A 25,854-nucleotide genomic window follows, 5' to 3' on the forward strand; every position below is an offset into this window, starting at 1 on the left:
TTAAACTGAATTTTTAATTTTTTGGACTGGTTCAGAGGCAGTAGATGTTTATTATAAATGATGCTTAACTTTATGGCTGATGAGAATTAGGTCTATTCTAATTAATTTACTGATACTTCTGAGTCAAATAGCCTTTTATTTTCTAATCTTTTATCGTTCTACTGCCAAAATTATGACTGTAGTGACCATAAAAGTCTATACGATAGTCAGTAATTTTAACTCCTATCTGTGTTTCAATTTGCTCAAGCAACTCTTGAGGCAATTCTACATAAATATCCATAATTTGTCCCGTATCCAAGCAGTTAATATGAGAGTGAGATTCGCTTTTATGGCCATATAAGCAAGCATCAGCACGTTCAATACATTCAATAATTCCCTCTTTTGATAGAAATTCAAGATTTTGATATACAGAAGTGTGACCAATTTCCTTACCTTGGAGATTTAATCGATGGTAAATTTCTCTAGCTGATAGATGTTTTTTCTCTTGCCACAAAATTTCTAGTATATATCGACGCTGACGACTCAGGCGCATTCCCTTAGCCTTACAATAATTTAGAGCATCTTCTAATGAGTAAATTTGTTTCACAGCGCCAACCTTTCTCCAAATCAATTGCAAATTATTCTATAGCAATTCGCACTGAAACGTATCAACCATCAGTTTTGCTATCGGGCTAAATTATAGGGTAGTTATTATATCAGAGAATAGCCAGTAGGGAGTAGGGAGTAGTGGGAAAAACTTCGGTTCATCATCAGCGTAAGTCCTAACTGTCCCGTTTTGGTGGTGGTCGTACATTGTCCGGCAATGTTTGTGACAGGAACAGTGGGAGCATCTTGATCCCGTGCTAAGTTCACGCCCTACCTGTCTATTGCTATAGCAGTCGCTATTACTGTATTTGACAGATAAAAAGCTGAAAACTTAGACAACGCAAAATTTTTCCTTCTCTCCTAGATAACTAAACGCCTTCTTCCTTCTTCCCTCTTCCTTCTTCCCTCTTCCTTCTGCTATATAAAAATACATTGACAATTATTTATACCTTAAAAGATGGCAATTACGATCGCCCTTAATACCGAACACTTCCATAACTTGGATGTATCTCCAGTTAAAAGTGTCATATCTCAACTGCTGACTGAAGGAGCGATCGCCTCTTCTGAACAGCAGCTAAATTTTACTATTAACTATAATCGCGACCCCCAAGACCCACGAGAACTTTCAGAAATTCCAGAAGTACGTTTATGGTTTATTCGTTTGGACAGTATTTATCCTTGGTTGCCATTTTTGCTTAACTGGAAAGAGGGTGAATTAGCTCGTTATACTGCTATGCTTGTACCTCACCAATTTCATCGCACTGAAGGTGTGCAATATAACCCAGAAGCATTAGAAATATTTCTGATGCAAAAAATTTTTGTCTTAAGAAAATGGCTACACCAACAAGGTATTTCTAGCAAATCTAGATTAATGTCCATGTCTCAAATGTTGGGTTACGACTTAGCAGAAGAATTTTTTAGCTCAATTCCAGAAGAAGATTAATATCTTATGGGATCTAGGAGTGTGGGGAGATGGGGAGATGGGGAGATGGGGACAAATTTCCACCTTTTTCCCTGATCTGATCAATTCAATATCCTCAGAAGGTGGAAATTATTGATGATGGCCTAAGATTTCCGGGACCTGTAGGTATTGTCAAAGCCAAATTACATCGCCCGATCGTCAGGACAATCAAAACAGTGACCATCACCATGACTCCATCAGGAAGGTATTTTGCTTCAGTGTTGAGTAAGCAACAAGCTGACAAGCCATCACCAAGTACTGAGGGGAAAGTAGCAGGTATTGACTTGGGTCTCAAGAATTTTGCTATTGTCCATGATGGGTTCAAAACATCCAAGCACCACAACCCCAAGCATTTAGCAAGACATGAACTAAATTTGGCAAGAAAGCAAGGCAAATTAGCCAGGAAACAGAAGGGGAGTAACTCCAGGAATAAAGCCAGGAAACTGGTAGCTAGAGTTCACGAGTGAGTTAGTAATGTCCGTCAAGACTACTTACATAAGCTTTCAAGAAAGCTGGTTGACAATAACCAAGTCATGGTAGTCGAAAGTTTACACCTTCTGGACATGGTTAAGAACCACAAACTAGCTAAAGCAATATCTGATGTAGGGTTGGGAATGTTTGTTAATTTTGTGGCATACAACCTAGAAAAAGAAGGCAAAGTGCTTGTCGAGATTGACAGATGCTTTCCCACTTCTAAACTCTGTTGTAATTGTCACGATCAAGTTGACGAGATGCCGCTAGATGTCCGTGAATGGACTTGTTCTAGCTGCGGAACTCGTCACGATCGAGATGGCAATGCTGCAATCAATATCAGAGCAGAAGGTATGAGAATGCTATTGGTCTCAGGGACTGGGACTGCTACTCATGGAAAGGAGGTAAGACCAATGCGAGGACGCAAGTCGGAGGTTAAGGCACTCCCCTGTGAGGTCAGAAGCTTGTGCTATACCCGTTCAGGGTTAGCCTCGGGTACTTCACCCTTCTCCACCCCAAATTTTATTTAAAACATCTTGGGGTGAAATATCGCTCATTTTACCAGTAGGAGATTTGACCGCAATTACCCGATCGCTCTTGGGTAATAATTTTTCTGGGTTAGTTGGACCAAATAAAGCAATAGTATATGTCCCAACTGCAACTGCTAAGTGCATAGGAGCACTATCAGTACAGAGCATTAAATTAGCAGCAGCGATAATAGCCGCTAATTTACCTATATCCCCAGGCATCACTAATTTAACATCTGGACAAAATCGAGTAATTTCATTGACCCAAGTTCCATCTTCAGGACCTTTGACTACCACTACTGGTAAATTAGGTTGCTTCTGCTGTAGTTCTGTAATAATCTCCTGCCAATAATTGGTAGGGTAGATTTTATCAATACCTTTAATCTGAGCTAGTTCGCTAGAACCGCCATGAATCAGAACATACCCACTTTCGGACACTCCTAAAAGTTTTTGTTCAGCTTCTGCCCAATCAATATCTGCTTTAGGTACATTAATAGATAGTCCAGGGAAAGGTGTTACAACATCCATTCCTTGCAATAAATCATGGTACATCTGAGCTGCATATTGTTCAGTTTTCAGGGGTATAGGGTTCGTGAGAAAGATTGCCCCATTACCTGCATAACCTACCCGTTGAGGAATTCCTGTTAACCACAACAAAAGGCCAACTGTCCAACGTTGTCCAAGAGAAATTACTGCTTCGTATTCGCGATCGCGCATAATACCTAACAAGTTTCCCCAGTCAGCGAGACTATTGGCATCTTTGAAGTCATAGGCGAGGACATCCTGTACGGACTTACAAACTCGGTATGCACCCTTTGAGCGAGGTTCTACAATTACATCAATTTGAGATTCTGGATAAGATTTTTTCAGGTCATCCAGAGTAGGAAAGAATAAGATTTGGTCGCCAATTCCACCAGGGACAAGGGCTAGTATTCTCATATTTAAGGAATTTAGCTTAATTATTAGTTGAACACAATACCAACCATATCTTACGATTCTGATTGGGAATTATTTCTTTAGTAGACATTCAATTTTTACCACTATCCACTATATTGAATTATTCAATAGAAACCTAAAACACAAAATGAAATGTATTTATTGATTCCTGCTGCTGGTATGGGGCGACGCATGGGAAGCCAACGGAACAAGCTTTTGCTGACTCTATTGGGTAAATCTTTGCTAAGTTGGACTCTTGAGGCTGCTTTCAAGTCTCATTATATTAATTGGATTGGTATTATTGGCCAGCCTGTTGATTTTCCAGATTTTCAAAAGATGATTTCTGGTTTGTCTACTAATAAGTCTATAGAGTTGATTGAGGGAGGATCGACTCGTCAGGAGTCTGTTTATAAGGGTTTACAGGCTTTGCCCCCGGAGGCGGAACAGGTGTTAATTCACGATGGGGCCAGGTGTTTGGCTACTCCGGAACTATTGGATCGGTGTGCGGAGGAGGTTGTTAAGTGTCCTGGTTTAATTGCTGCTGTGCCAGTTAAGGACACGATTAAGGTTGTTGATTCGTCGGGTCTAATTCAGGATACACCAGATCGTCGCAATTTATGGGCTGCTCAGACACCTCAAGGTTTTGAGGTGAAGTTGTTGAAAGAATGTCACGAAAAGGGGCGTCAGTTGGGTTGGGAAGTTACTGATGATGCTGCTTTGTTTGAAAAGTGTGGTTTGCCTGTAAAGGTTGTTGCGGGGGAGGAGACTAATCTTAAGGTGACAACTCCTGTGGATTTAAGAGTAGCAGAATTTATTTTGACGGAAGCATTGAAGAAGGAAGAAGGAAGAAGTAAGAAGGAAGAAGGTGTTTAGTTATCTAGGATAAAAGATGTTTAGTTATCTAGTAGAGAAGGAAAAATTTTATGTTGTCTGAGTTCTCAGGTTTTACTCTATCTGCGTCTTTTCCTTCAACTACTATAATTATTTATTAGCTAAGAAAAAAAGTGCATTTATCCTAAGTAGTGATTTGTCGGTCAATTCAGCTATTAATTATCAATACTTCCTGCAATAGATAAGCTTTGAGAATGCAGGATTTTATTTTTGATATCCTTAAAATGTGAGGGTATAAGCCTAATTTTTTGGTCATACGAAAATGATTTTGATAAAAAATATGCTGACAAATACTACCTAATTTTCTACATATTTTTTCGATTCATTTTTGATTTAATTAGATTGATAATTTATCTTATAGCAGTCGAAGCAAAGGGCGTGGATATATAAGCTTAAAACTCAGACAACGAAGATTTTTTCTTTTCTCCTAGATAACTAAAGGACTTCTTTCTTCTGCTATAAAAATAATTATTTACTAAGTAATACTTCGATTTAGCTAATATCTTTTATAGTAGTTGAAGCAAAGGGCGTGGACATATAAGTTTAAAACTCAGACAACGAAGATTTTTCCTTATCTCCTAGATAACCAAAACCTTCTTGCTTCTTACTTCTTCCTTCTTCTCTTTAATTATTGGGGATAAAAGCTAGTATTCAATAATTAATAATTAACAATTACCTCTCCTTGAAAAAAAGAGGATTGACGCTTAAGAAAATTTTTTTATTTTTCCTCCTTTAAAGGAGAAGCTTTAAACCTTAATTATTAGGTAAAGTTAGAAGTTATAGCGTTTCTCAGACTAATGAAATACACCTATCTTTATTTCTATTCTACTCCCTACTCCCTACTTCCTACTCCCTAAAAGTTAAATGAATAAATCACAAGTATCACCAATTAATAGTCTTTGGCTATTTATGATAGTTTCAGCTACAGTTATAGCAGCATATAACGGTAGGATGACAGAAATAACTGAAGCATCGTTTGAATCTGTAAAAAATGCTGTTACTTTAGCCATTGGATTAATTGGTAGTATGGCATTATGGCTAGGCATAATTCAAGTAGTTGAAACAGCAGGAGGAATGATTGTAATTGCTCGTTTAATTCGTCCTGTAATGGTGAAACTTTTTCCTGATATACCTGCATCTCACTCTGCAATGTCTGCCATTATTTTGAATATAGCTGCTAATGCTTTAGGGTTAGGAAATGCTGCGACACCAATGGGTTTAAAAGCAATGGTAGAAATGGATAAATTAAATCCGGAAAAGGGAACTGCTACAGATGCTATGTGTTTATTTTTAGCTATTAATACTTCTTCAGTTACGATTATTCCTATTAGTGTAATAACTGTTCGAGCTAGTGCTGGTGTTACTAACCCTGGAGATATTATTTTACCTGCAATTTTTGCTACTTTTTGTTCTACAATTACGGCTATTTTCGCAGCAAAGTTTTTCGCACGTCGGCAATCTATTTATAGTTTAAATCAATCTATTTCGTCAGCAGATTTAGATTGCAATGATTTATTAGAAGGCGAGACAAAGATATCTGAATTAACTCCACCTAACAAAATTGGAAAATTAATTTTTGCTAGTTTAATCGGTGCTTTTTTAGGTGCAGTAATTTATCGCTTAAATCTCAAAGGCATCACCTATATTTTTAGTTTTGCTTTTCTGGAGAGTGTGTCTAATTGGTTATTACCAATATTAATTTGTTCATTTCTACTTTTTGGCTATTTTCGAGGAGTTAAAGTTTATGAAAAAATGACGGAAGGAGCAAAAGCAGGATTTGAAGTTGCCGTCAGAATAATTCCTTTTATGGTAGCAATTTTTGTGGCTATTGGAATGTTTAGAGTAAGTGGCGCTCTAGATATTTTTGCTGTAATTTTATCGCCTATCACTAATTTAATTGGAATGCCGACTGAAGCACTACCTATGGCGTTGATTAGACCTTTATCTGGCAGTGGTGCTTTTGGTATTATGTCGGAAATAGTGACAAATGAACCCCATAGTTTTCTTTCTTATTTAGTATCAACTATGCAGGGTTCTACTGAGACTACTTTTTATGTATTGGCTGTTTATTTTGGTAGTGTTGGAATTAAAAAAACTAGATATGCTTTACCTACTGCTTTATGTGCTGATGTCGCAGGAATTTTAGCTTCTCTTGTCGTTTGTCGGATGATGTTTTGATGATTAAACAAGCATTGAAGAAGGAAGAAGGAAGAAGGAAGAAAAAATGGATGGGGACTCAAACCCTAACCAATTGTCAACACCGTGTAGACGGCGGGTTATTAAACCCAAAATAAAATGATAATTTCAATTGAAATTTTATTTCTAATCTTATATTAGACATCTCCATAAAAGAGGAAGTAGGTAGTAGGGAGTAGGTGAAAATAATTAATAATTTCTGTACGATAATTAATTGGATTTTTTATAATCGAAGATAGTCTATTTATGAAATATAGTAATACACAGCTAGGTTACGACTCAATTCGGTTCAGTTAAGGATTTTTTTTGGCAGTTATATCATCTAAAGAGCTACTCTAGTCGAATGATGTTTTGATGATTAAACAAGCAATAATATCAATTAAAATTTTATTTCCAATCTTATATTAGACATCTCCATAAAAGAGGAAGTAGGTAGTAGGGAGTAGGTGGAAAGAATTAATAATTTCTGTAGGATAATTAATTGGATTTTTTATGATCGGAGATGTCAATTTATGAAATATAGCAATAGACAGGTAGGTTAGGACGCAATTCTGTTCAGTTAAGAATTTTTTTGGCAGTTCTGTCATCTGAAGAGGTACTCTAATGGTTCGATAATTTATGAGTTTTGGTCTTATCTATTTGCACAGCATTCCGTAGGAAACCATATTTGTTGAGGACTTATGTAGATGATGATCTGAATAAGGGTAAATGTTTTTCCCACTGTTCCCTGCTATAAGAAAAAAAAGAGAAATCAAAAATATCAGATTTTTTATCTGAAGTAAATCATGGCAATTTTCACAAATATAGTAATTTTAGATAACAATGAAATACTGTTTCGCCTGGAAGGAATTCAAGGTAAGAAGACCTGGTGTCAATCTCAACTGAAATGACTATAATTCTACAAACAGCAAATTTTCTATCTGCATATCTAAATTATTCCTCTTGATTTATTTTTCCCTTTTTTTGATTTCTTCTTGCTGCAAAAAACGAATTATCAACTGATGGATATAATTAGCTGCTATCAAATCCTATTTTCTACCTATCTCTACCATTATTTCCTTTGATTCATTCTTCCATCTGAAATTTCAGTACATCCTCATTTCCAATTTTATACCTTGATAAACAAGGAAATTCTTGGTATTCTAATTCAAGTCCTAATTTTACACAAAAATTCTATGAAAGCAGTCACTATTAATCAGTATGGTTCTATTGATGTCTTGGAATATTCAGATATTGACAAACCTCAAATTACACCCAATCAATTATTAGTAAAAATTCACGCTACAAGTGTTAACCCTGTCGATTGGAAAATTCGACAAGGACAACTACAATTATTATCAGGTTTTAACTTTCCTATTATTTTAGGTTCTGACTTATCTGGAGTTGTATTAGAAGTAGGGGAAGAAGTAGAAAGTTTTGAACCAGGAGATGAAATTTATACATTTATTAATCCATTAACAGGAGGTGCTTATGCTGAATATATTGCTATACCTGCAAATACTGCGGCATTAAAACCAAAAAATATGACTCATTCTCAAGCAGCAACAGTTCCAGTTGCAGGTTTAACTGCTTTTCAAGGATTACTTGATTTAGGTCAAATTAGACCAGGACAAAAAGTATTAATTAATGGTGCTTCTGGTGGAGTTGGTATCTTTGCAGTACAAATTGCCAAAGCAATGAAAGCTGAAGTAATAGGTGTTTGTAGTAGTAACAATATTACCCTAGTAGAAAGTTTAGGAGCAAATCGGGTTATTGACTATAATCAAATTGATTTTACTCAAGAATTAGAGCAGTATGATATTATTTTTGACGCTGTGGGTAAAGAAACTTTTTCTAGTTGTGAAAATATCTTGAAACCACAGGGGATTTATATATCTACTCTGCCAACTGTAGATAATTTACCTCCTACTTTCTTCAGCTTATTTGTGCCTGGTAAAAAATCTAAATTAATTCTTGCCCAATCAAACCCCCGGGACTTAAATGCTCTGCGAGAATTAATCGAAGATGGATTAGTTAAATCAATTATTGGTCGTACATATAAACTAGAAGAAATAGCAGAAGCTCATGCTTATAGTGAAATGGGTCATGCTGTAGGAAAAATTGCTATTACAACTGAAGAAACGAGTTTAGTTGACTAATTTTTTTCTAAAATTACTATAGATAAGTTCAACAATTAATAATTAATAATTAATAATTAATAATTAATTATTACCTCTTATTTTCAAGAATAGGATTGACTAAAAGGAAAATTTTTCTTCTCTTGATAGGTTGGATATAGCGAGGTTTTCTCGCCATCCCACCCTTCGGGAAGCTGCGCTAACGACCGCTTTTCTCCTTTAAAGGAGAGGCTTTAAACCTTAATTATTAGGTAAGAAATTGCTATGTCGATAAAAAATGAATTTCTAGAAATAGAAACTGCCCCCGGAATAGAAATATACAATCTTACTCCTCAAATTATTGATATCTTAAATGCGACTGGTATAAAAAATGGGCAAGTAATTGTCTTTTCTCGACACACGACTACAGCTTTAGCTATTAACGAAAATGAGGAAAGATTAATCACAGACCTAAAAGTATATTTGAGAAAGTTAGCGCCGGAGTCTGACAAATATCTCCATAATGATTTGCACCTGCGAGATGTTCCTCCCGATGAACCTATTAATGCTCATTCTCATCTGATGGCAATGACTTTAAATAATAATGAAGTTATTCCTATTGTGGATGGAAAATTAGCTTTAGGAACTTGGCAGTCAGTATTATTTTTTGAATTAGACGGACCTAGAAAACGAAATATATTAGTACAAGTTAGTGGAGAAGGGAGAAGGGAGAAGGGAGAAGGGAGTAGGCAGTAGGAAAGAGAGATAAATGTTAACTGTACTTCACTATCTTAAAAAGTTCTGTAAAATGTGAGGACTTTGAGTAAATAAGGGCTAAAAAATATCTGAAAATTATTTTTTCTACTTCTTCGTTTAAATCCACATTCCCCCTAACTCCTGACGTAAGCATTTCCTACGGAATGCTGCGCAAACAGCTAGAACGCAGTCAGCTTTTAGCTGTTTCATAAATAATGAATATACACTGCTCAGGTCAAGGTTAGTTTTTTCCAATACTTTGAATTCTCTTTAAATCTCTCAATACTAACTCCTGCTATAAAGGCAATGAATTAATAGCTGATAGCTCATAGCTGATAGCTCATAGCTCATAGCTGTTTGCGCAGCATTCCGCAGGAAATGCTTACCTCCTGACTCCTACAAAAATACTTTTTCAGCAAACCCTAAATAATTGGTAATAGGGTAAGAAAAGCTAACTAGAAAACTTAACAGTAATTTTGGAGTTACAGTCATTTCAGTTTAGATTTAGACAAGCATTTATTGCCTTGGAATACTTTCAGCCGAAAAAGTGTTTCATTCTTATTTAAAATTACAATATCAATTTATTGGGGTAAGTTTTCAAGTCAAAATTTTGCTTGAATTATTTCGACCTGGGTATGAGACTAAGCCGCTTTTTTCCACGATAACTAAAACTGACTATCCCACAGTAAGTGATGAGAATATTCTCTCTATATTATAGATATGAACAGTCTCTAAAAAAATCTCGATCATGACTAAAGAGTGGCACGGTAGTCTCAATTTAATTTATGGCAAGCAAAACAATCATACTCAAATTATGGCAAGTAAAAATCAAGCACCATTAAAAATACAAAGACCTTTGACTGAAGTAAGTTTTTCAAGTCAAAATTTTGCTGGAATTATTTCGACCCGGGTATCAAACTAAGCCACATTTTTCCGTGATAACTAAAATTGACTATCCCACAGTAAGTGATGAGAAGATTTTCTCTATATTTATGGATATAGTCGTCGAAGGAAAGATTAGGGCAACTCGACAGCTTAAAACTTAGACAATGTAAGATTTTTCCAACTTCGGTTCTTTCTTCTCCTATATAAAAAGTCTCTAAAAAAATCTCGATCATGACTAAAGAGTGGCACGGTAGTCTCAATTTAATTTATGGCAAGCAAAACAATCATACTCAAATTATGGCAAGTAAAAATCAAGCACCATTAAAAATACAAAGACCTTTGACTGAAGTAAGTTTTTCAAGTCAAAATTTTGCTGGAATTATTTCGACCCGGGTATCAAACTAAGCCACATTTTTCCGTGATAACTAAAATTGACTATCCCACAGTAAGTGATGAGAAGATTTTCTCTATATTTATGGATATAGAGGTCGAAGGAAAGATTAGGGCAACTCGACAGCTTAAAACTCAGACAATGTAAGATTTTTCTAACTTCGGTTCTTTCTTCTTCCTTCTTTCTTCTCCTATATAAAAAGTCTCTAAAAAAATCCTAATTATGACTAAACAATGGCACGGTAGTCTCGATTTAATTTATGGCAAGCAACACAATACTACTCAAATTCTGGCAAGCAAAAATCAAGCACCATTAAAAATACAAAGACCTTTTTATCCAGAAGGAAATGAAGTTTGTCATAGTGTAATTTTACATACTGCTGGTGGTGTTGTAGGAGGCGATCGCCTTTCTATTAATATAGAATTACAACCGACTACCCATGCTTTAATTACTACTGCTGCTGCTAGTAAAATTTATCGTAGTAATGGTCAACTTGCTCAACAAAATATTAGTATTAACCTTCATAGTCAGTCTTGTTTAGAATGGTTCCCTCAACCAACAATACTTTTTAATGGTGCTGAGTATCGGCAAGATTTAAAAGTACATTTAGGAGTAGAAGCGAGTTGGATGAGTTGGGAAATTATTAGATTTGGCAGAAGTGCTAGAGGGGAAAAATTTTTAGCAGGAAATTGGCGTTCGTATACTGAGGTTTGGCAAGAAAATTATCCTATCTGGGTAGACAGACAATGTTTAAAAGGAGGGTCGGAAATGGTTAATAGTCTCTTGGGTTTAGCTGATAATTCTGTAGTTGGAACTTTCATTTTTGTTGGGCAACCTGTTACAGCAGAGGTAGTTAAAAAAGTTCGTGATTTGTGGCAAAGTTTAGGTATTGATATGTCTGGTGAAGTAGGTGTTACTCGTATTCCTAAAGGGATGATTTGTCGCTATTGTGGGCAGTCAATAATTAATGTGAAAGATTGGTTTAATTCGGTTTGGCATTATCTCCGTATTTTTTATTTAAAAAGACCTAGTTGTTCTCCACGAGTTTGGTCTTAGTTAGTAAGCTTTCAGCAGTCAGCAGTCAGCAGTCAGCTATTGACTTATTATCTTAGAAGGAGAATTCAAAATTATGTTTATGCGACATTCCGCACCGAAAGAAAAAGGTAACAAACTAACCTTATATTTGAGGGTTGAAATTGATAGCCATCCCCGGAGTCTTGTTTTCTAGTGGCGTTCAGAATGAGTTGATTGGTCAATAAAAATGACTATAACTTTTTAATTGCATTTTACCAGCTATCTATGAGACTAGAAATTAACTTTTAGCCAAATGAGCTTTCCTAATATTTGAGGGTTAAGATTGATTGCCATTCCCTGAGTCTTGTTTTCTGGTGGCTTTCACAATGAATCTTTATTGCAATCAAGATGACTGTAACTTTTTAATTGCATTTTACCAGCTATTTATCAGACTAGAGATGAACTTTTAGCCACATGAATTTTCCAATATTTGAAGGTTGAGATGGATAGCCATCTGTTGAGTCTTGATTTTCTGGTGGCGTTCAGAATGAATTTTTACCTCAATCAAGATGACTATAACTTTTTAATTGCATTTTACCAGCTATTTATCAGAGTAGAGATGAACTATTAGCCACATGAATTTTCCAATATTTGAAGGTTGAGATGGATAGCCATCTGTTGAGTCTTGATTTTCTGGTGGCGTTCAGAATGAATTTTTACCTCAATCAAGATGACTATAACTTTTTAATTGCATTTTACCAGCTATTTATCAGAGTAGAGATGAACTATTAGCCACATGAATTTTCCAATATTTGAAGGTTGAGATGGATAGCCATCTGTTGAGTCTTGATTTTCTGGTGGCGTTCAGAATGAATTTTTACCTCAATCAAAATGACTATAACTTTTTAATTGCATTTTACCAGCTATTTATCAGAGTAGAGATTAACTTTTAGCCAAAACTGAAAACTGACAACCTCAAATCTACAAATGACTTTTCTTAGCAATAGGCATCCGCCAACCAGTACCAAAAGCTCGATCACTAATTTTCAATCCAGGGGGTGCTTGTCTACGTTTAAATTCTGCCCGCATCACTAACTTTATAACCTTATTTACTACTTCTGAATCATGTCCTGCTGCAATAATTTCTGCCAAAGACTCACACTTTTCTACTAAGCGGTATAAAATATCATCCAAAACTTCATAAGATGGTAAAGAGTACTCATCTTTTTGACCTTCTTTCAACTCAGCACTAGGAGCTTTAGTCAGAATATTTTCTGGAATAATATTTTGCTGTTCAGTAATTAGTAAATTTTCAGCTCCATAGAAATTTTGATTATTATTAAATGCCTGTTGATTCAACCACCGACACAGAGAATAAACACGAGTTTTCGGAACATCAGAAATTACTGCTAATCCACCATTCATATCACCATAAAGAGTGCAATAACCGACCGCCATTTCTGACTTATTACCCGTGGATAAAAGCAAATGACCAAACTTATTAGAAATTGCCATTAATAAATTCCCACGAATCCGAGATTGAATATTCTCCTCAGCAATGCCAAAATTTGTACCTGTAAATAAATCTTGCAAACTATTGTCATAACTTTTCATTAAATTCCCAATAGGAATAACTTGTTTAGTAATACCCAAATTTTCCGCTAATTCCAAAGCATCTTTAACAGAATGATCGGAACTGTAAGGAGAAGGCATCAAAATAGTAAAAACATTTTCTTTACCTAAAGCAGCAGTAGCGATCGCTGCAACTAAAGCCGAATCTATTCCCCCACTTAAACCAAGAACAACTTTAGAAAAACCACACTTACGCAGATAATCTTTTACCCCTAAGACCAAAGCAGACCAAATTTCTTCATCCTCACTTTCTGCTAAATATAGACTTTCAAAATTAGTCACAATCAAATCTTTTTTTGCTGGATTAAATTCAACAACTGCCAAATTTTCTGCAAAAGCACTAGCTCGATAGACCGCATTACCAGTCTTATTAAAAACCACACTACAACCATCAAAAATTAAATCGTCATTACCGCCTATCTGATTAACATAAATAATTGGTATTTGATAACGATTCGTGCCATGTTCTAAAATTGCCTCTCGCAATTTTTGCTTTCCTACTCGATATGGAGAAGCAGACATATTTACGACAAAATCAACTTGATTTTCTGCTAATTCTTTCATTGGGTCACAAGTATAATTTCGCCTTCCCCAAAATTCGGCATCATTCCATAAATCTTCGCAAATAGTCACGCCAATTTTAGCTAAAGATTCTGAGGTTTTTCCAGGAATTTCTAACGTGAAAAAATCGCTAGTTTTACCAGGCTCAAAATATCGTTGTTCATCAAATACATCATAAGTAGGTAAGAGTCTTTTATGAAATATTTGTTTGACTTTTCCATTGCCTAATAAAACCGCACTATTAAATAATGATTTTTCTCCTATTTCATTAGCTTGAGAATTAAAAGTTACAGTTCCTACTAAAACTGCTATTTCTGATGGTAAATTTTTAGCTAACTTTTCTAACTCTGTCGCAGCAGCTTCAATTAAACTAGGATAAATTAATAAATCTCGTGGTGGATAGCCTATGAGAGATAATTCTGAAGTAATCATCAATTTGGCATCTAAATTTTCAGCTTTTTTTGCAGCTTCTAAAATTAATTTTGCATTGCCTGTAATATCACCAATAGTGGGATTGAGTTGTGCGATCGCGATTTTCATTATAATTAAAAAAGGAAAAAGGAAGAAGGAAGAAGGAAGAAGGAAGAAGAAAGAAGGAATGATAGACATTGCTAACTTCTCCAATTTGAACAGATTTTTCTAATTGTTGTATTATTTTGAATAACTTGTCTAATTCTAATTAGAAAGGAAGAAGGAAGAATAAATTAACATCAGCAATCATAAAAATTACTAACTTCTCGAATTGCCACAGCTTTTTCTCATGTAAAATTTTAAATTTTTCTGTTTGTTGCATTATTTTCTAGAATTTATCTCATACTAATTATAAAGGAAGCAAGGAAGAGGTAATACCAATTTTATGTGAGGCTGTACAGAATAAGGAGTCAGGTAGGGGAGCCATCGGTAGGACGACGTAGAGGAGAAAATCATGATGGTCAATAGGAGTAAATAAGTAAGTATTTCTGTTTTTACCTACAGTCAACTCTGATGATAATTTTACTCTATAGAACTTCTTATGGCTTCTCAAATTGCCACAGCTCTTTCTCAGGTAAAATTTTAAATTTTTCTATTTGCTGCATTATTTTCTAGAATTTATCTCATACTAACTAGAAAATAACCAGGAAAAGAAAATCAGCAAGAAAGAATAATCAATCTATCACAGCCATGATAGATATTTCCTGGCTTTGAGAATAAAAGCAACTCTTGACTATCTCAAAATTTCCAGCTTTTCTGTTTCTAGAATAAACTAACAGAAGTAATCATAAACATTACTAATTTTTCTAATTGCCACAACTCCTTCTCAGCCAAAATTTTAAATTTTTCTATTTGCTCTATTATTTTCTAGAATTTATCTCATACTAACTAGAAAGGAACCAGGAAAAGAAAATCAGAAAGAAAGAATAATCAATCTATCACAGCCATGATAGATATACCCTGGCTTTGAGAATAAAAGCAACTCTTGAACACCTCAAAATCCCAAGCTTTTCTGTTTATAAAGGAAGAGATAATCAGCAAGAAAAAAGAAGAAATTAACAGCACCAATTATAGGCGTTACTGACTTCTCGAATTGCCACAGATCCTTCTCAGCGAAAATTTCAAGTTTTTCTGTTTATAGAAGAAACTAACAGAAGCAATGATAGACATTACTAACTTTTTGAATTGCCACATATCTTTGTCTGGCAAAATTTTAAATTTGTCTATTTATTGCATTATTTTTATCCTCCTGATTCTTGCTTATTTCTCCTTACATAAACTATGATTAATCCTGTCATTTTTATCAGGATATCAACATGGAAGTAAAAGCAGCAGTAGCTTTTGAAGCTCGTAAACCATTAAGTATAGAAACCGTTAATTTAGAAAATCCAAAAGCTGGCGAAGTAATGATAGAAATTAAAGCAACCGGAATTTGTCATACCGATGCTTATACTCTTTCTGGTGCAGACCCTGAAGGTTTATTTCCTAGCATTTTAGGACATGAAGGAGCTGGGGTCGTTGTTGAAGTTGGACAAAATGTCACTAGCGTCAAACCAGGAGACCATGTTATCCCTCTCTACACCCCAGAATGTCGTCAGTGTGAGTATTGTCTCAGCATGAAAACTAATTTATGTCAAGCAATTCGCACTACTCAAGGTCGTGGTGTAATGCCAAATGGTACCAGTAGATTTTCATTAAATGGTGAAATGATTCATCATTATATGGGTACTTCAACCTTTGCAAACTATACAGTATTACCAGAAATTTCCGTAGCAAAAATTCGTAAAGATGCTCCTTTTGATAAGGTTTGCTATATCGGTTGTGGAGTAACAACTGGCATTGGAGCTGTTATTAATACGGCAAAAGTTGAAGCTGGTGAAAAGTAATTGTATTTGGTTTAGGTGGCATTGGTTTAAATGTAATTCAAGGGGCAAAAATGGTGGGTGCTGATATGATTGTTGGGGTTGATATTAATCCTAGTAAACGTGAATTAGCGGAAAAATTTGGCATGACACATTTTGTTAATTCTAGAGAAGTAGAAGGTGATTTAGTTCCTTATTTAGTTGATTTAACAAAAGGTGGTGCTGACTATACTTTTGAATGTATTGGTAATGTTAATGTGATGCGTCAAGCTTTAGAATGTTGTCATAAAGGTTGGGGTATGAGTGTAATTATTGGTGTAGCTGGTGCGGGACAAGAAATTAGTACTCGTCCGTTTCAGTTAGTAACAGGAAGGGTATGGAAAGGTACAGCTTTTGGAGGTGCGAGGGGTCGTACGGATGTACCGAAAATTGTTGATTGGTATATGGAAGGAAAGATTAATATTGATGATTTGATTACTCATTTTATGCCAGTGGAAAAAATTAATGATGCTTTTAATTTGATGCATGAAGGTAAGTCTATTCGTATGTTGTAACTTTTTAAATAAGTAATAAGGAAGAAGGAAGAAGTAAAAGTAGGACTAATCAATACTGACCGATTAATAATTGTCAAAAACAGACAAAAAACCTGGGTAACTATTTAACTTTTGAAGTAAGCATTTCCTGCGGAATACTACGCAAATAGCTGTCAGTTATTAGCTATCCTCCAGGGTCGGAACTACGGACTTCAGCTATTAATTTTAGAGAAGGTAAAAGCAACCTTTGAAATTGAGAAAGAATAAAAAGTTACTGATAACTGATAACTGATAACTGATACTAACTTCTGACTTGCTAAGAGTAGGCTGAATACCTGATTTTTTTGTTAATAAATTAACAATATTAGTGAGAAAAACTTAAGTTTTGAAAATGTACTTTTATCTATTCCTTTCTCACCTACATTTTATCATTAACTTGACTGATTTACTTAATAGTCAATACTCACAAAAAATTCTATGAGTCAACCACATTTACTACCTGTTACAAATTAAAATTAATCTATTCTTCTTACTTATTAAATTATGTCTACAGAACTCAAACTGGTTAAAGAACATCAATGCTTCGGCGGCAAAGTTATCTACTATTTCCACTCATCTTACATCTGTAATATTCAGATGCGTTTTTCAATTTATTTACCTCCCGAAGCTAAATCAAAACCATTACCAGTATTGTATTTTCTTTCTGGTTTAACCTGTACTGAAGAAAACTTTATGGCTAAAGCAGGGGCACAACAATTTGCTGCCAAATATGGATTAATTTTAGTCGTACCAGATACAAGTCAGCGCAATACTGGCATTAAAAATGAGAACGATAGTTGGGATTTTGGTACAGGTGCAGGATTTTATCTTGATGCCACATTAGAACCTTGGAAAAAGCATTATCAAATGTATAGTTACGTTGTTAAAGAATTACCAGAACTCATAGCTAAAAATTTTCCAATTCAGCCAGATAAACAAAGTATTTTCGGTCATTCCATGGGAGGTCACGGAGCATTAATTTGTGCTATAAAAAATCCGGCAAAATATCAATCTATTTCCGCTTTTGCGCCAATTGCAGCACCAATGTGTTGTCCTTGGGGTGAAAAAGCTTTTAGCAATTATTTAGGTTCAAATCAAGAAAACTGGCGTGATTATGATGCTAGTGAATTAATTTTAAATTATGGTTATAGTCATCCGATTTTAATTGATATAGGAACTGCTGATCCCTTTTTATCCCAAAAACAATTATTACCAGAAGTATTGGAAAAAGCTTGTCAAAAAAAAGGAGTAAATCTAACTTTAAGAATGCAAAAAGATTACGATCATAGCTATTATTTTATTGCATCTTTTATAGAAGACCATATAAGATATCATGCTGAAGCTTTGAATTGAAGAAGGAAGAAGTGGATGGGGACTCAAACCCCAACCAAAAGGCAAGGGAAGCAACTGTTGTAGTAAGACAATTAATAAAGCTTTTATCCTAAACTAAAAGCAATAGCTGTTAACGCAGTTCCTCCGAGGTGCAAAAAGCTCAAAAAGCTAGTATTTTCGGCTGACTATGGTAGAAAAATCACTCTCACAATTCTTATTCCTACCTCCTCGCTCCCATACCCGTTCCTCCTGTCTCCTGTCTCCTGTCTCCTGTCTCCTACCCCAGAAAAAAGACTTTCCATACGCAAACCCTAATTATAAAGAACTAGAATCTAAACTTTGAGCTTGTCCATCTGTCTGAGGCAAATGTAGTCCGCACTCCTGCTTAAGACCATGAAAACGAGTATCCCGTTCATTCTCATCTTCCATAGTCAAGGGGCGACTAGAATGCCAATCTCCCACACTGGTATAACCTAAATCGAAAAATGGATGATAAGGCAAATTGTAAGCAGTCAAATATTGGTATATATCCCTGGCATTCCAAGTTAATATAGGTAAAATCTTATATATTCCCGATTGCTGACTAATGCGGTTAAGACCCTTGCGGTGGTCAGTTTGGTCCTTCCGCAGGCCAGCTAGCCAAGCTTTAGCACCTAACTCTTTTAACGCTCTTTGCATAGGTTCTACTTTCCGAATTTGGTCATAGCGGTTCAGAGCATCAGCATTCTTCTCAGCCCAAAGTCGGCCATGTAGAGCTTCCATTCTAGCTGGACTAATTGAAGATTGATATACTTTAAGATTCAGTCTCAGTCGCTCGGTCAACTCTTCAGCAAATCTATAAGTTTCGGCGGGTAAATATCCTGTATCAACCCAAATAACAGGAATATCAGGTACAACGGTTGTAACTAGATGTAACATAACAGCAGCCTGGATACCAAAACTGGTACTCATAACTAAACCTTCTCCAAAGGTTGCATATCCCCACTTAACTAGAGTATGAGCATCTGCTTGGGCAAGTTCCTGATTGACAACCTCAAGATCCAATTTTGATGGATATGTAAAATTTTGCCGACCGTATTGTCCATTTTGGTTGACTGTGATTAGACTCTGTTGTGACATAGTTATTACCAATCTAAATTAGTACTAAGACTTTAAAGGTTTATCATACGTTGTCAGCAATCCTCAATGAGAGATTGTTTATACTGTTTTATATATCCAGATTACCTCGTGTTACAAAAAGCTTTTTTGATGTTATAATATATCTTCTTAACTTAGCGTAACGCTAAAACTTATTTATGACATAGATATCAATATAAGTTAGTATCCAGGAGAGTTTTGACTATTCCTACCCAGATACATCTCTGGCTCAAAGTTAAGAAGAAACGAGTAATGTGTATCGATCCAGTTCTGTAGCATTTGCTGAGAATTTGGCACGTTCAATTCATCTTTCTATTTACCAACGCCCTCAAAAATGGTATTGAAGCCATTCATTCTGACTCCTGACTCCTGACTCCTGATTCCTAAGGAATATCCTATCTATTTGTAGCAAACATTTATCAATTTGGTATAACTTTTTTGATCGACGACAAAGAAAAAGACCAACTTTGTCAAGCAGGTCTAAGTAAAAATTATTTTCCGTTGTTATTTCTGCGAGATTAACAAGCAAGTAGCTACGCATTCCCAAGTTCGCAGCGATTTGCGGGTTATATATCTCACAATGTCTATATTGCTGATTGTAACAAACTATTGAGCAATTTTTGGAAAAATTTTTAATTTTGTATCCCAATTAGTTGTGCAATATGGGTTTCAGCCCTTTGTGGTTTCCCCCAAAAAACCTGTTCTTGCTTATATACAACCATACCAGGTTTAGCACCCTTGGGCTTATAAACAAACTTAGGTTTAGTATAAATAACTGGGACTATTTCACTCTGACGGGCACGACTATAAAAAGCACTTATATCTGCAACAAACTGTAAATCAACTTCATCAGGTGTGGCACCAGCATCTAGTCGCAACAAAACATGACTACCAGGAATTTCTTGAGTATGAAACCACAAATCATAATCTCCCGCCACTCGAAAAGTTAACAAATCATTTTGACGATTATTACGGCCAACCAATAATTCAAATCCACCAGGAGTTTCGTAACGGTAAAATTCTGTATCCTTTTTATTATCTTGGTGATGATGTTCTGGAGCTTTAAGGTAAGCTTGCTGAATTAACTCATCCCGAATTTCTTCAAGAGTGCGTAAATCTTCTGGAGTTTGGTAAGTATCTAACTGAGACAAAAAAGCTTCCACTTGCTCCAAATAATCAATTTCTGCTTGGACTGTCGCTAAAAGGGGTTCAACTGCTACACGGGCCCGTTTCAACTTTTGGTGCTTTTTATAAAGACTTTGGGCATTTTGCACCGCATTTTTCTCTGGGTCTAACTTGATGACCATCGGTTCCCCCGTTTCAAAGTCACATAGAGTAATAGCTTTCATCCCCGGTCGCCATTCGTGGAGATTGGCCATAAGTAAATCGGCTTGCGATCGCAACAATTCTGCCCCATCCGACTGGTGTAAACGTTCGGTAAAAGTATCAGCCTTGAGCTGTAACTTAGCCGTAATATTTTTAAGTTTTTGGCTAATTTGATGATATAGTTGACTAAACTCTTGCTGATTCAGCTGTCCAGTATAATAATCATTCAGTAATTCCTGAACAGTATCAACAGATTCTACACTTAGCCAACCTGTTACAGTGTATCCATTTTCTGTCCAACCAGGATAAAATTTGGAATGCTCCAGATTTTTTAACCATTCTTGCCAACTTTTAAATAATTTTTGCCAGTCCGAAGCACTAAGGTCATTAGTAGACTCTTGAGAGTCTAGTCCTGAAGCTTCAATCATTGGCTGTACTAAAGCCTTACTGAGGCCACGGTAATTTTTAATTAAATTTCGCCACAATACACCAGGTATTAAACTAATCCTTTCTTGCCATTGCTGTTGCGTTTCTTGCAAATTAGGAATAGGGTTAGTCAGAGAAGGGGGAAGTTCATAAGGTTGACCAGTTTGAATTTGACGAAGACTAGACTGTTGACTATTCACTTGATGGGCACAGGTAACAACAAAATTATCCGCAGTAGTCAGAATAACATTGCTGTACTTGGTCATAACTTCCACATAAAGATGCCATAGGGGTGCTTCCCCAGGACGTTTCGCAAATTGGAAGTCCAGCACCCTCTCCCAAGGAGAAACTTCAACAATAGCTATTAAAGCTAGTCCACCTAGCTGATGTCGTAATTGTTGACTAAAAGTAAAAGTATCAGGGGCGCGAGGTGGAGGGTCACTGATACAAATACGGGCCCCTTGGGGATGCCAGGAAATGTCCAGCCAACCACGTTTTTTGAGAGTTCGCAGAGCAATGGTAATGGTAAAGCGATCGCGCTGATATACCTGCTCTAAACGTGCTGGTAGCCATTTAACACGGAGTTCAGAACATGAAGCTATGAGAGTTGTATAGTCAACAGGTTGCACAGTTAGCTTTAAGTTAAAAATTAAAAGTGAAAAAACTATGATATAAATTTAGTGTCTAAAAATAGTATTTTTTATTTTTCAGGCGACAATCTTTAAATAATTTTTTTTGCTTTTTTCATGTAAATTTAGAGAATTATAATATCAAGTTTAGTTGACAAATAAAGATTAATTATTTTTCCGGGGTTGGTGATTAGGTAATGGCATTAAATATTTATGAACGGTACAATTATAGTTTGTTCATAGATATTTGAGACAAAAGCATTACGCATTCACCAATGCCATTTTTCCTTCTTCTCTGCTATCAATAAAAGTCTTTAGTATAAACCCAATTATTTGATTGAGCAGGTTTGAAAATTATTCAGAACTATAAATATTTATTACTTATATAATGACAGATTTAGACTTGATGTAAAAGCCTGATTTAATGAATAAAGATTTTTAGGTGTTTTCTTCTTATAGCAGATTCCTCCCATAAGAAGTACAGATATGAATAATTAAATGTTCCCAGTGCTGGCATTTTTCCCGCTTCGGGGTATATCTCACCCTTGGTGAAATCTTCTGTACATAGTAGTCTAAGGAAAGAGCACTGACATATCAAAAGCTTAAACTCAGACAACGAAAATTTGTCCTTCTTCCTTCGTAACTATTCAGGTGCTGGGGTTGACAAATAATCATATCTATGTGTTTATCACTTTCCAGAAACCTTTTAGTCTCATTTATAGACTATTTAGTATTCTTAGATACAGTTTTCAGCTTTGAAACACTGAGTATGCAAAAAATCAAGAATAATGCAACCCCAAGACCTGAATGCTTACCTTCCTTCTTCCTTCTTCCTTCTTCCTTTTTCCTGCTGCTATAACTGAAAAACTTTGTATATATAAGTTGCATAATCTGTCATGGATATCCAGTTAATTAATATTGGTTTTGGTAATATAGTTTCTGCGAATAGAGTCGTTGCAATTGTTAGTCCAGAATCAGCCCCGATCAAGCGAATGATTAGCGATGGCAAGGAAAGAGGCAAATTAATTGATGCTACTTATGGTCGGCGTACCAGAGCAGTGATTATTACAGATTCTAATCATATTATTCTTTCGGCAATTCAACCTGAGACAGTGGCACATCGATTTATATTTAACAATAAAGATAGTTAATTGTAGTAATTGATGTTTGATTTTCCAAAATTTGTTATTAATAACTAAAAGTTTAGTTATGCTCGCTTGTACTGCGATAAAAATTTATGCAAACTGGTAAATTAATTGTTTTAACAGGACCTAGTGGTGTAGGTAAGGGGACTTTGGTAAAATCTCTCTTAGAACGTCATCCAGAATTAGTTTTATCTATTTCTATGACTACCCGTTGTCCTCGACCTGGAGAAGTAGAAGGAGAAAGTTATTACTTTGTAGACCGCAATAAATTTCAACAAATGATTGAAACTCAAGATTTATTAGAATGGGCTGAGTTTGCAGGTAATTTTTATGGTACGCCACGTCTGCCAGTTATTGAAAATATTAAACAGGGTAAATTAGTATTATTGGAGATTGAGGTACAAGGGGCAAGACAAATTAAACAGACTTTTTCAGAAGCATTGCTTATTTTTATTTTACCTCCTTCTATGACTGAATTGGAAAAAAGATTGCGGGATAGAGGACATGATTCGGAAGAAGCGATCGTCAAGCGTCTAGAAAGGGCAATTAAAGAGATGGAAGCTGCAGGAGAGTTTGATGTACAACTAATGAATGATAATTTGGAAATTGCTTTGCAAAATTTGGAGAAAGTATTATTTGACTGAAATTATAAGTAGTGCAGTAAGGGAGTGGGGGAGTGGGGAAGTGGAAAAAACTTTGAGTAGGAAAGAAACCGAAATACATTTTCCTTCTTTTAATTGGAGCTGAGGTAATTAGAACTGACATCATTAGGTGATTTGTCCTAAGTTCAATTAATACCATTACAGTTGCAGGATTGCCAAATGAGAAATTAATTTATTTATAATACGAAATCACACGCATTTTTACTAATTTTATTGAGAGCAGGGAGTACGGATTAGGTGAATAACGAATAATAAATGAATAATATATGTTTACTTCATATAAATAATTGCTAAAAAAATCACTGAATCTGATTTATTACTTAATAGCTGAATTTTTAAATAAAAAAAGCATTATTTTAAGGAATTGCTATAATTTCCAAGAAGCGTGAGGTACAAAATTCATCATAATTTTTTTTACTCTGATTATCCCAGTAGAAAGAAAGGTTAGGACAGATAGACATCTTAAAACTCAGACAAAGCAATATTTTTCCTTCTTGCTTCTTGCTTCTTGCTTCTGCTATATCTTTAATTCTTTGCTAAAAATTTTTTTGTGTCTTCTTTCTCACTACAAATATGATATGATTTACAAATGTTAATATTTGTGGTTAAACAAAATGTACAGTAATACTTTTTTTGATTTTCCTGTCTACACAGTCATTCAGTTAACATTATTTTTCTCTATTGTCTTGGGAATTATTTTTAAAGATATGTTGGAGTATAAATTAACACTATGGCTGAAAAACAAAGTCTCTCAAAAGCAAATAGGTTATCAAACACCTAATCTTATTACTGCTTATTTGAGCATGACTTTATTTATCTTTTTATCTGTATCAGCTAGTCTTTCTATCTTTAATATTGTTGAATGGTTATCTATTGTCATAGGTGCAATAGTCGTGTTTCCAACTGCCTTGTTGATCTGGGTACAATTAGGGTCAATGTTTGAGTTGGTCGAATCTAAGGGAATAGCATCTATTAATATTGAAGAATATATGCCTGAAGAAAAAAAAATTAAATCAGGAGAAAATGCTAATCAGTAATTACTAATATTTTGGAGTAAAGTTGTATGACAATTAATCACAAAAATACTGCAAATTAATTATGAATAGAAGTACTATCGATAGTAGTTCCCCAAAAATATATTGGCTGAGTCGAACTAAAATATGAAAATCACAATATGGTTGCTATATTGTTAGTAATTTTTTTATAGATATTCTAGATATAAAGATATAATATATAGATTCATAGTTTATAGAAAAAGGAAATCTGAAATCCTGATCAATAAAAAATTTATCTCTAAGTCTTTTATAATTAAGAACTTGATGACTATATTACCCATACTAAAATATTAGAACCAAAATCTAGGGTTGTTATATTGCTTCAAGGCAAGATTAAGATTAATTTGCAAATTAATAAACCTATTTTCTGGTAAATGAAACAGAGGCTATATCTAGATATTTTCAATGAAAGTAATACAAATAGTTTGCCTGTTAATCTCAATTGCAATAACAGAAAAAATTCTACACTACATATAAAGTAAGCTTACTTGCCAAAAATAAGCGTTGGTGGTATCCTCTTGACGAGGTTGTTATAAAAATAAGCAATCAATTAATCACTGTCCAGTTAAACCCGTGAAAACAGATTTTAACTTAGACACTTAGACAAAATTTGGTGAGGTAGTCATGCGTCTTCCAAAATATACAAATTTGGCAAGTGGTTGCTTGTCAATATTAATTACATTTGGAACAATTTATCCGGCGATCGCTGCTCCTGAAAATGAGAAAGTTGCCCAAAGGGAAAGAACTAGAGCAGGGGGAGCAAATCAAATGGAGATTGTCGGTTATGTTAAAGGTATTATCGGTAATGTAGTCACAATTCTAGTAGATGAAGAAGCAGAATTAGGCATTCCTGGCATTGCACCTAATGATGGTGAACCCACTTATGTCACAATTCCTGAAGAGGAACGTGGTCAACTACGAACTCTATTTTTTTCTCCTAGACATACGATGGAAATAGCAGGTCTAGTACCTGGAATGCGGGTTTATGCAATTGTGGGCAAAAAGAATGACGATCCTGAAGACCCTTGTGGTTGTATAGACTTTTTTAAAGTCATCCCAGATTATAACTATGAACGGGTAGAAGTTCAGTTACCAACATACAATTTCCAGGGTCCTCCTTCCTTAGAGTTTCCACCACTTCAGCCACCCCCTCCTATTACAAGACCTGTCCCACAACCTCCTCCTGTAAGAGGACTGTGGTAATTTTAGCCCATAAAAAACTCTATAATTAGGTCTGTAATGCCACTATATTAAGATTAGTGGCATTATTCATTTTAGTGTAATTGAGGCCGTTGGAGCTCAAGTCGTTTCTCCAGGGCAATTCTCAAGATGATG

The 25,854-nt window shown here is 35.2% G+C and carries 20 protein-coding genes and 1 pseudogene; 16 read left to right on the forward strand and 5 right to left on the reverse strand.

Annotation, left to right across the window (positions count from 1 at the left end):
* Window positions 1-142 precede the first annotated feature (142 nt).
* The gene (locus tag D5R40_RS01610; protein ID WP_124144498.1) at window positions 143-586 is read right to left on the reverse strand and encodes a Fur family transcriptional regulator; all 444 of its coding nucleotides are present in this window, start codon (window positions 584-586) and stop codon (window positions 143-145) included.
* A gap of 456 nt (window positions 587-1,042) precedes the next feature.
* Between D5R40_RS01610 and D5R40_RS01615 the strand changes: the two genes are divergently transcribed.
* The 3 genes from D5R40_RS01615 to D5R40_RS41800 all read left to right on the forward strand — a co-directional run bounded on the left by D5R40_RS01615 (window position 1,043) and on the right by D5R40_RS41800 (window position 2,547).
* Complete coding sequence (locus D5R40_RS01615) at window positions 1,043-1,528, forward strand: CRR6 family NdhI maturation factor (protein ID WP_124144497.1); 486 nt, start codon at window positions 1,043-1,045, stop codon at window positions 1,526-1,528.
* 101 nt (window positions 1,529-1,629) lie between these two features.
* Window positions 1,630-2,013 carry an RNA-guided endonuclease InsQ/TnpB family protein gene (locus D5R40_RS41795; RefSeq protein ID WP_338043163.1) on the forward strand — a complete coding sequence of 128 codons (384 nt, stop codon included), beginning with the start codon at window positions 1,630-1,632 and terminating at the stop codon, window positions 2,011-2,013.
* A gap of 45 nt (window positions 2,014-2,058) precedes the next feature.
* On the forward strand, window positions 2,059-2,547 hold the full coding sequence (locus D5R40_RS41800) for an RNA-guided endonuclease InsQ/TnpB family protein (protein ID WP_338043165.1): 489 nt from the start codon (window positions 2,059-2,061) through the stop codon (window positions 2,545-2,547).
* On the opposite strand, the gene D5R40_RS01625 is transcribed toward D5R40_RS41800, so the two are convergent.
* Window positions 2,518-3,483 carry a glycosyltransferase family 9 protein gene (locus tag D5R40_RS01625; RefSeq protein WP_124144496.1) on the reverse strand — a complete coding sequence of 322 codons (966 nt, stop codon included), beginning with the start codon at window positions 3,481-3,483 and terminating at the stop codon, window positions 2,518-2,520. The genes D5R40_RS41800 and D5R40_RS01625 overlap by 30 nt on opposite strands.
* Before the next feature lie 150 nt (window positions 3,484-3,633).
* On the opposite strand from D5R40_RS01625, the gene ispD reads away from it, so the two are divergent.
* From ispD to D5R40_RS01650, 7 genes are all read left to right on the forward strand, one after another.
* Complete coding sequence (gene ispD / locus D5R40_RS01630; RefSeq protein WP_124144495.1) at window positions 3,634-4,353, forward strand: 2-C-methyl-D-erythritol 4-phosphate cytidylyltransferase; 720 nt, start codon at window positions 3,634-3,636, stop codon at window positions 4,351-4,353.
* Window positions 4,354-5,235: 882 nt separating this feature from the next.
* A complete protein-coding gene (locus D5R40_RS01635) occupies window positions 5,236-6,549 on the forward strand; it encodes a spore maturation protein (RefSeq protein ID WP_124144494.1) in 1,314 nt (437 codons plus the stop codon).
* Window positions 6,550-7,742: 1,193 nt separating this feature from the next.
* On the forward strand, window positions 7,743-8,705 hold the full coding sequence (locus D5R40_RS01640) for an NAD(P)-dependent alcohol dehydrogenase (RefSeq protein WP_124144493.1): 963 nt from the start codon (window positions 7,743-7,745) through the stop codon (window positions 8,703-8,705).
* Window positions 8,706-8,948: 243 nt separating this feature from the next.
* Window positions 8,949-9,419 (forward strand): secondary thiamine-phosphate synthase enzyme YjbQ, encoded by a 471-nt coding sequence (locus D5R40_RS01645; protein ID WP_124144492.1) that lies wholly within the window; start codon window positions 8,949-8,951, stop codon window positions 9,417-9,419.
* A gap of 748 nt (window positions 9,420-10,167) precedes the next feature.
* Entirely contained in the window at window positions 10,168-10,341 is a 174-nt protein-coding gene (locus tag D5R40_RS34370; RefSeq protein ID WP_161564907.1) for a hypothetical protein, read from the forward strand.
* Between the two features lie 194 nt (window positions 10,342-10,535).
* Window positions 10,536-10,709 carry a hypothetical protein gene (locus D5R40_RS34375; RefSeq protein WP_161564907.1) on the forward strand — a complete coding sequence of 58 codons (174 nt, stop codon included), beginning with the start codon at window positions 10,536-10,538 and terminating at the stop codon, window positions 10,707-10,709.
* Between the two features lie 208 nt (window positions 10,710-10,917).
* Entirely contained in the window at window positions 10,918-11,751 is an 834-nt protein-coding gene (locus tag D5R40_RS01650; RefSeq protein ID WP_124144491.1) for an urease accessory protein UreD, read from the forward strand.
* A gap of 939 nt (window positions 11,752-12,690) precedes the next feature.
* Here D5R40_RS01650 and D5R40_RS01655 read toward each other — a convergent pair.
* Entirely contained in the window at window positions 12,691-14,442 is a 1,752-nt protein-coding gene (locus D5R40_RS01655) for an NAD+ synthase (RefSeq protein ID WP_124154166.1), read from the reverse strand.
* A 1,247-nt stretch (window positions 14,443-15,689) separates the two neighbouring features.
* Between D5R40_RS01655 and D5R40_RS01660 the strand changes: the two are divergent.
* Window positions 15,690-16,797, forward strand: a pseudogene (locus tag D5R40_RS01660) (S-(hydroxymethyl)glutathione dehydrogenase/class III alcohol dehydrogenase).
* A 514-nt stretch (window positions 16,798-17,311) separates the two neighbouring features.
* A complete protein-coding gene (gene fghA, locus D5R40_RS01665; RefSeq protein WP_124144489.1) occupies window positions 17,312-18,160 on the forward strand; it encodes an S-formylglutathione hydrolase in 849 nt (282 codons plus the stop codon).
* A gap of 294 nt (window positions 18,161-18,454) precedes the next feature.
* Here fghA and D5R40_RS01670 read toward each other — a convergent pair whose 3' ends face one another.
* Window positions 18,455-19,258: a phosphoadenylyl-sulfate reductase gene (locus D5R40_RS01670; protein WP_124144488.1), complete on the reverse strand. Its 804-nt coding sequence runs from the start codon at window positions 19,256-19,258 to the stop codon at window positions 18,455-18,457.
* 650 nt (window positions 19,259-19,908) lie between these two features.
* On the reverse strand, window positions 19,909-21,657 hold the full coding sequence (locus D5R40_RS01675) for an Rqc2 family fibronectin-binding protein (protein ID WP_124144487.1): 1,749 nt from the start codon (window positions 21,655-21,657) through the stop codon (window positions 19,909-19,911).
* A gap of 896 nt (window positions 21,658-22,553) precedes the next feature.
* Between D5R40_RS01675 and remA the strand changes: the two genes are divergently transcribed.
* From remA to D5R40_RS01695, 4 genes are all read left to right on the forward strand, one after another.
* The gene (gene remA, locus D5R40_RS01680) at window positions 22,554-22,808 is read left to right on the forward strand and encodes an extracellular matrix/biofilm regulator RemA (RefSeq protein ID WP_124144486.1); all 255 of its coding nucleotides are present in this window, start codon (window positions 22,554-22,556) and stop codon (window positions 22,806-22,808) included.
* Between the two features lie 86 nt (window positions 22,809-22,894).
* Window positions 22,895-23,446 (forward strand): guanylate kinase, encoded by a 552-nt coding sequence (gene gmk / locus D5R40_RS01685; RefSeq protein ID WP_124144485.1) that lies wholly within the window; start codon window positions 22,895-22,897, stop codon window positions 23,444-23,446.
* A gap of 632 nt (window positions 23,447-24,078) precedes the next feature.
* The gene (locus tag D5R40_RS01690) at window positions 24,079-24,501 is read left to right on the forward strand and encodes a hypothetical protein (RefSeq protein WP_124144484.1); all 423 of its coding nucleotides are present in this window, start codon (window positions 24,079-24,081) and stop codon (window positions 24,499-24,501) included.
* 642 nt (window positions 24,502-25,143) lie between these two features.
* A complete protein-coding gene (locus tag D5R40_RS01695) occupies window positions 25,144-25,722 on the forward strand; it encodes a hypothetical protein (RefSeq protein WP_124144483.1) in 579 nt (192 codons plus the stop codon).
* The last annotated feature ends 132 nt before the right edge of the window (window positions 25,723-25,854 follow it).

It is taken from the genome of Okeania hirsuta (assembly GCF_003838195.1).
Classification (GTDB): Bacteria; Cyanobacteriota; Cyanobacteriia; order Cyanobacteriales; family Microcoleaceae; genus Okeania; species Okeania hirsuta.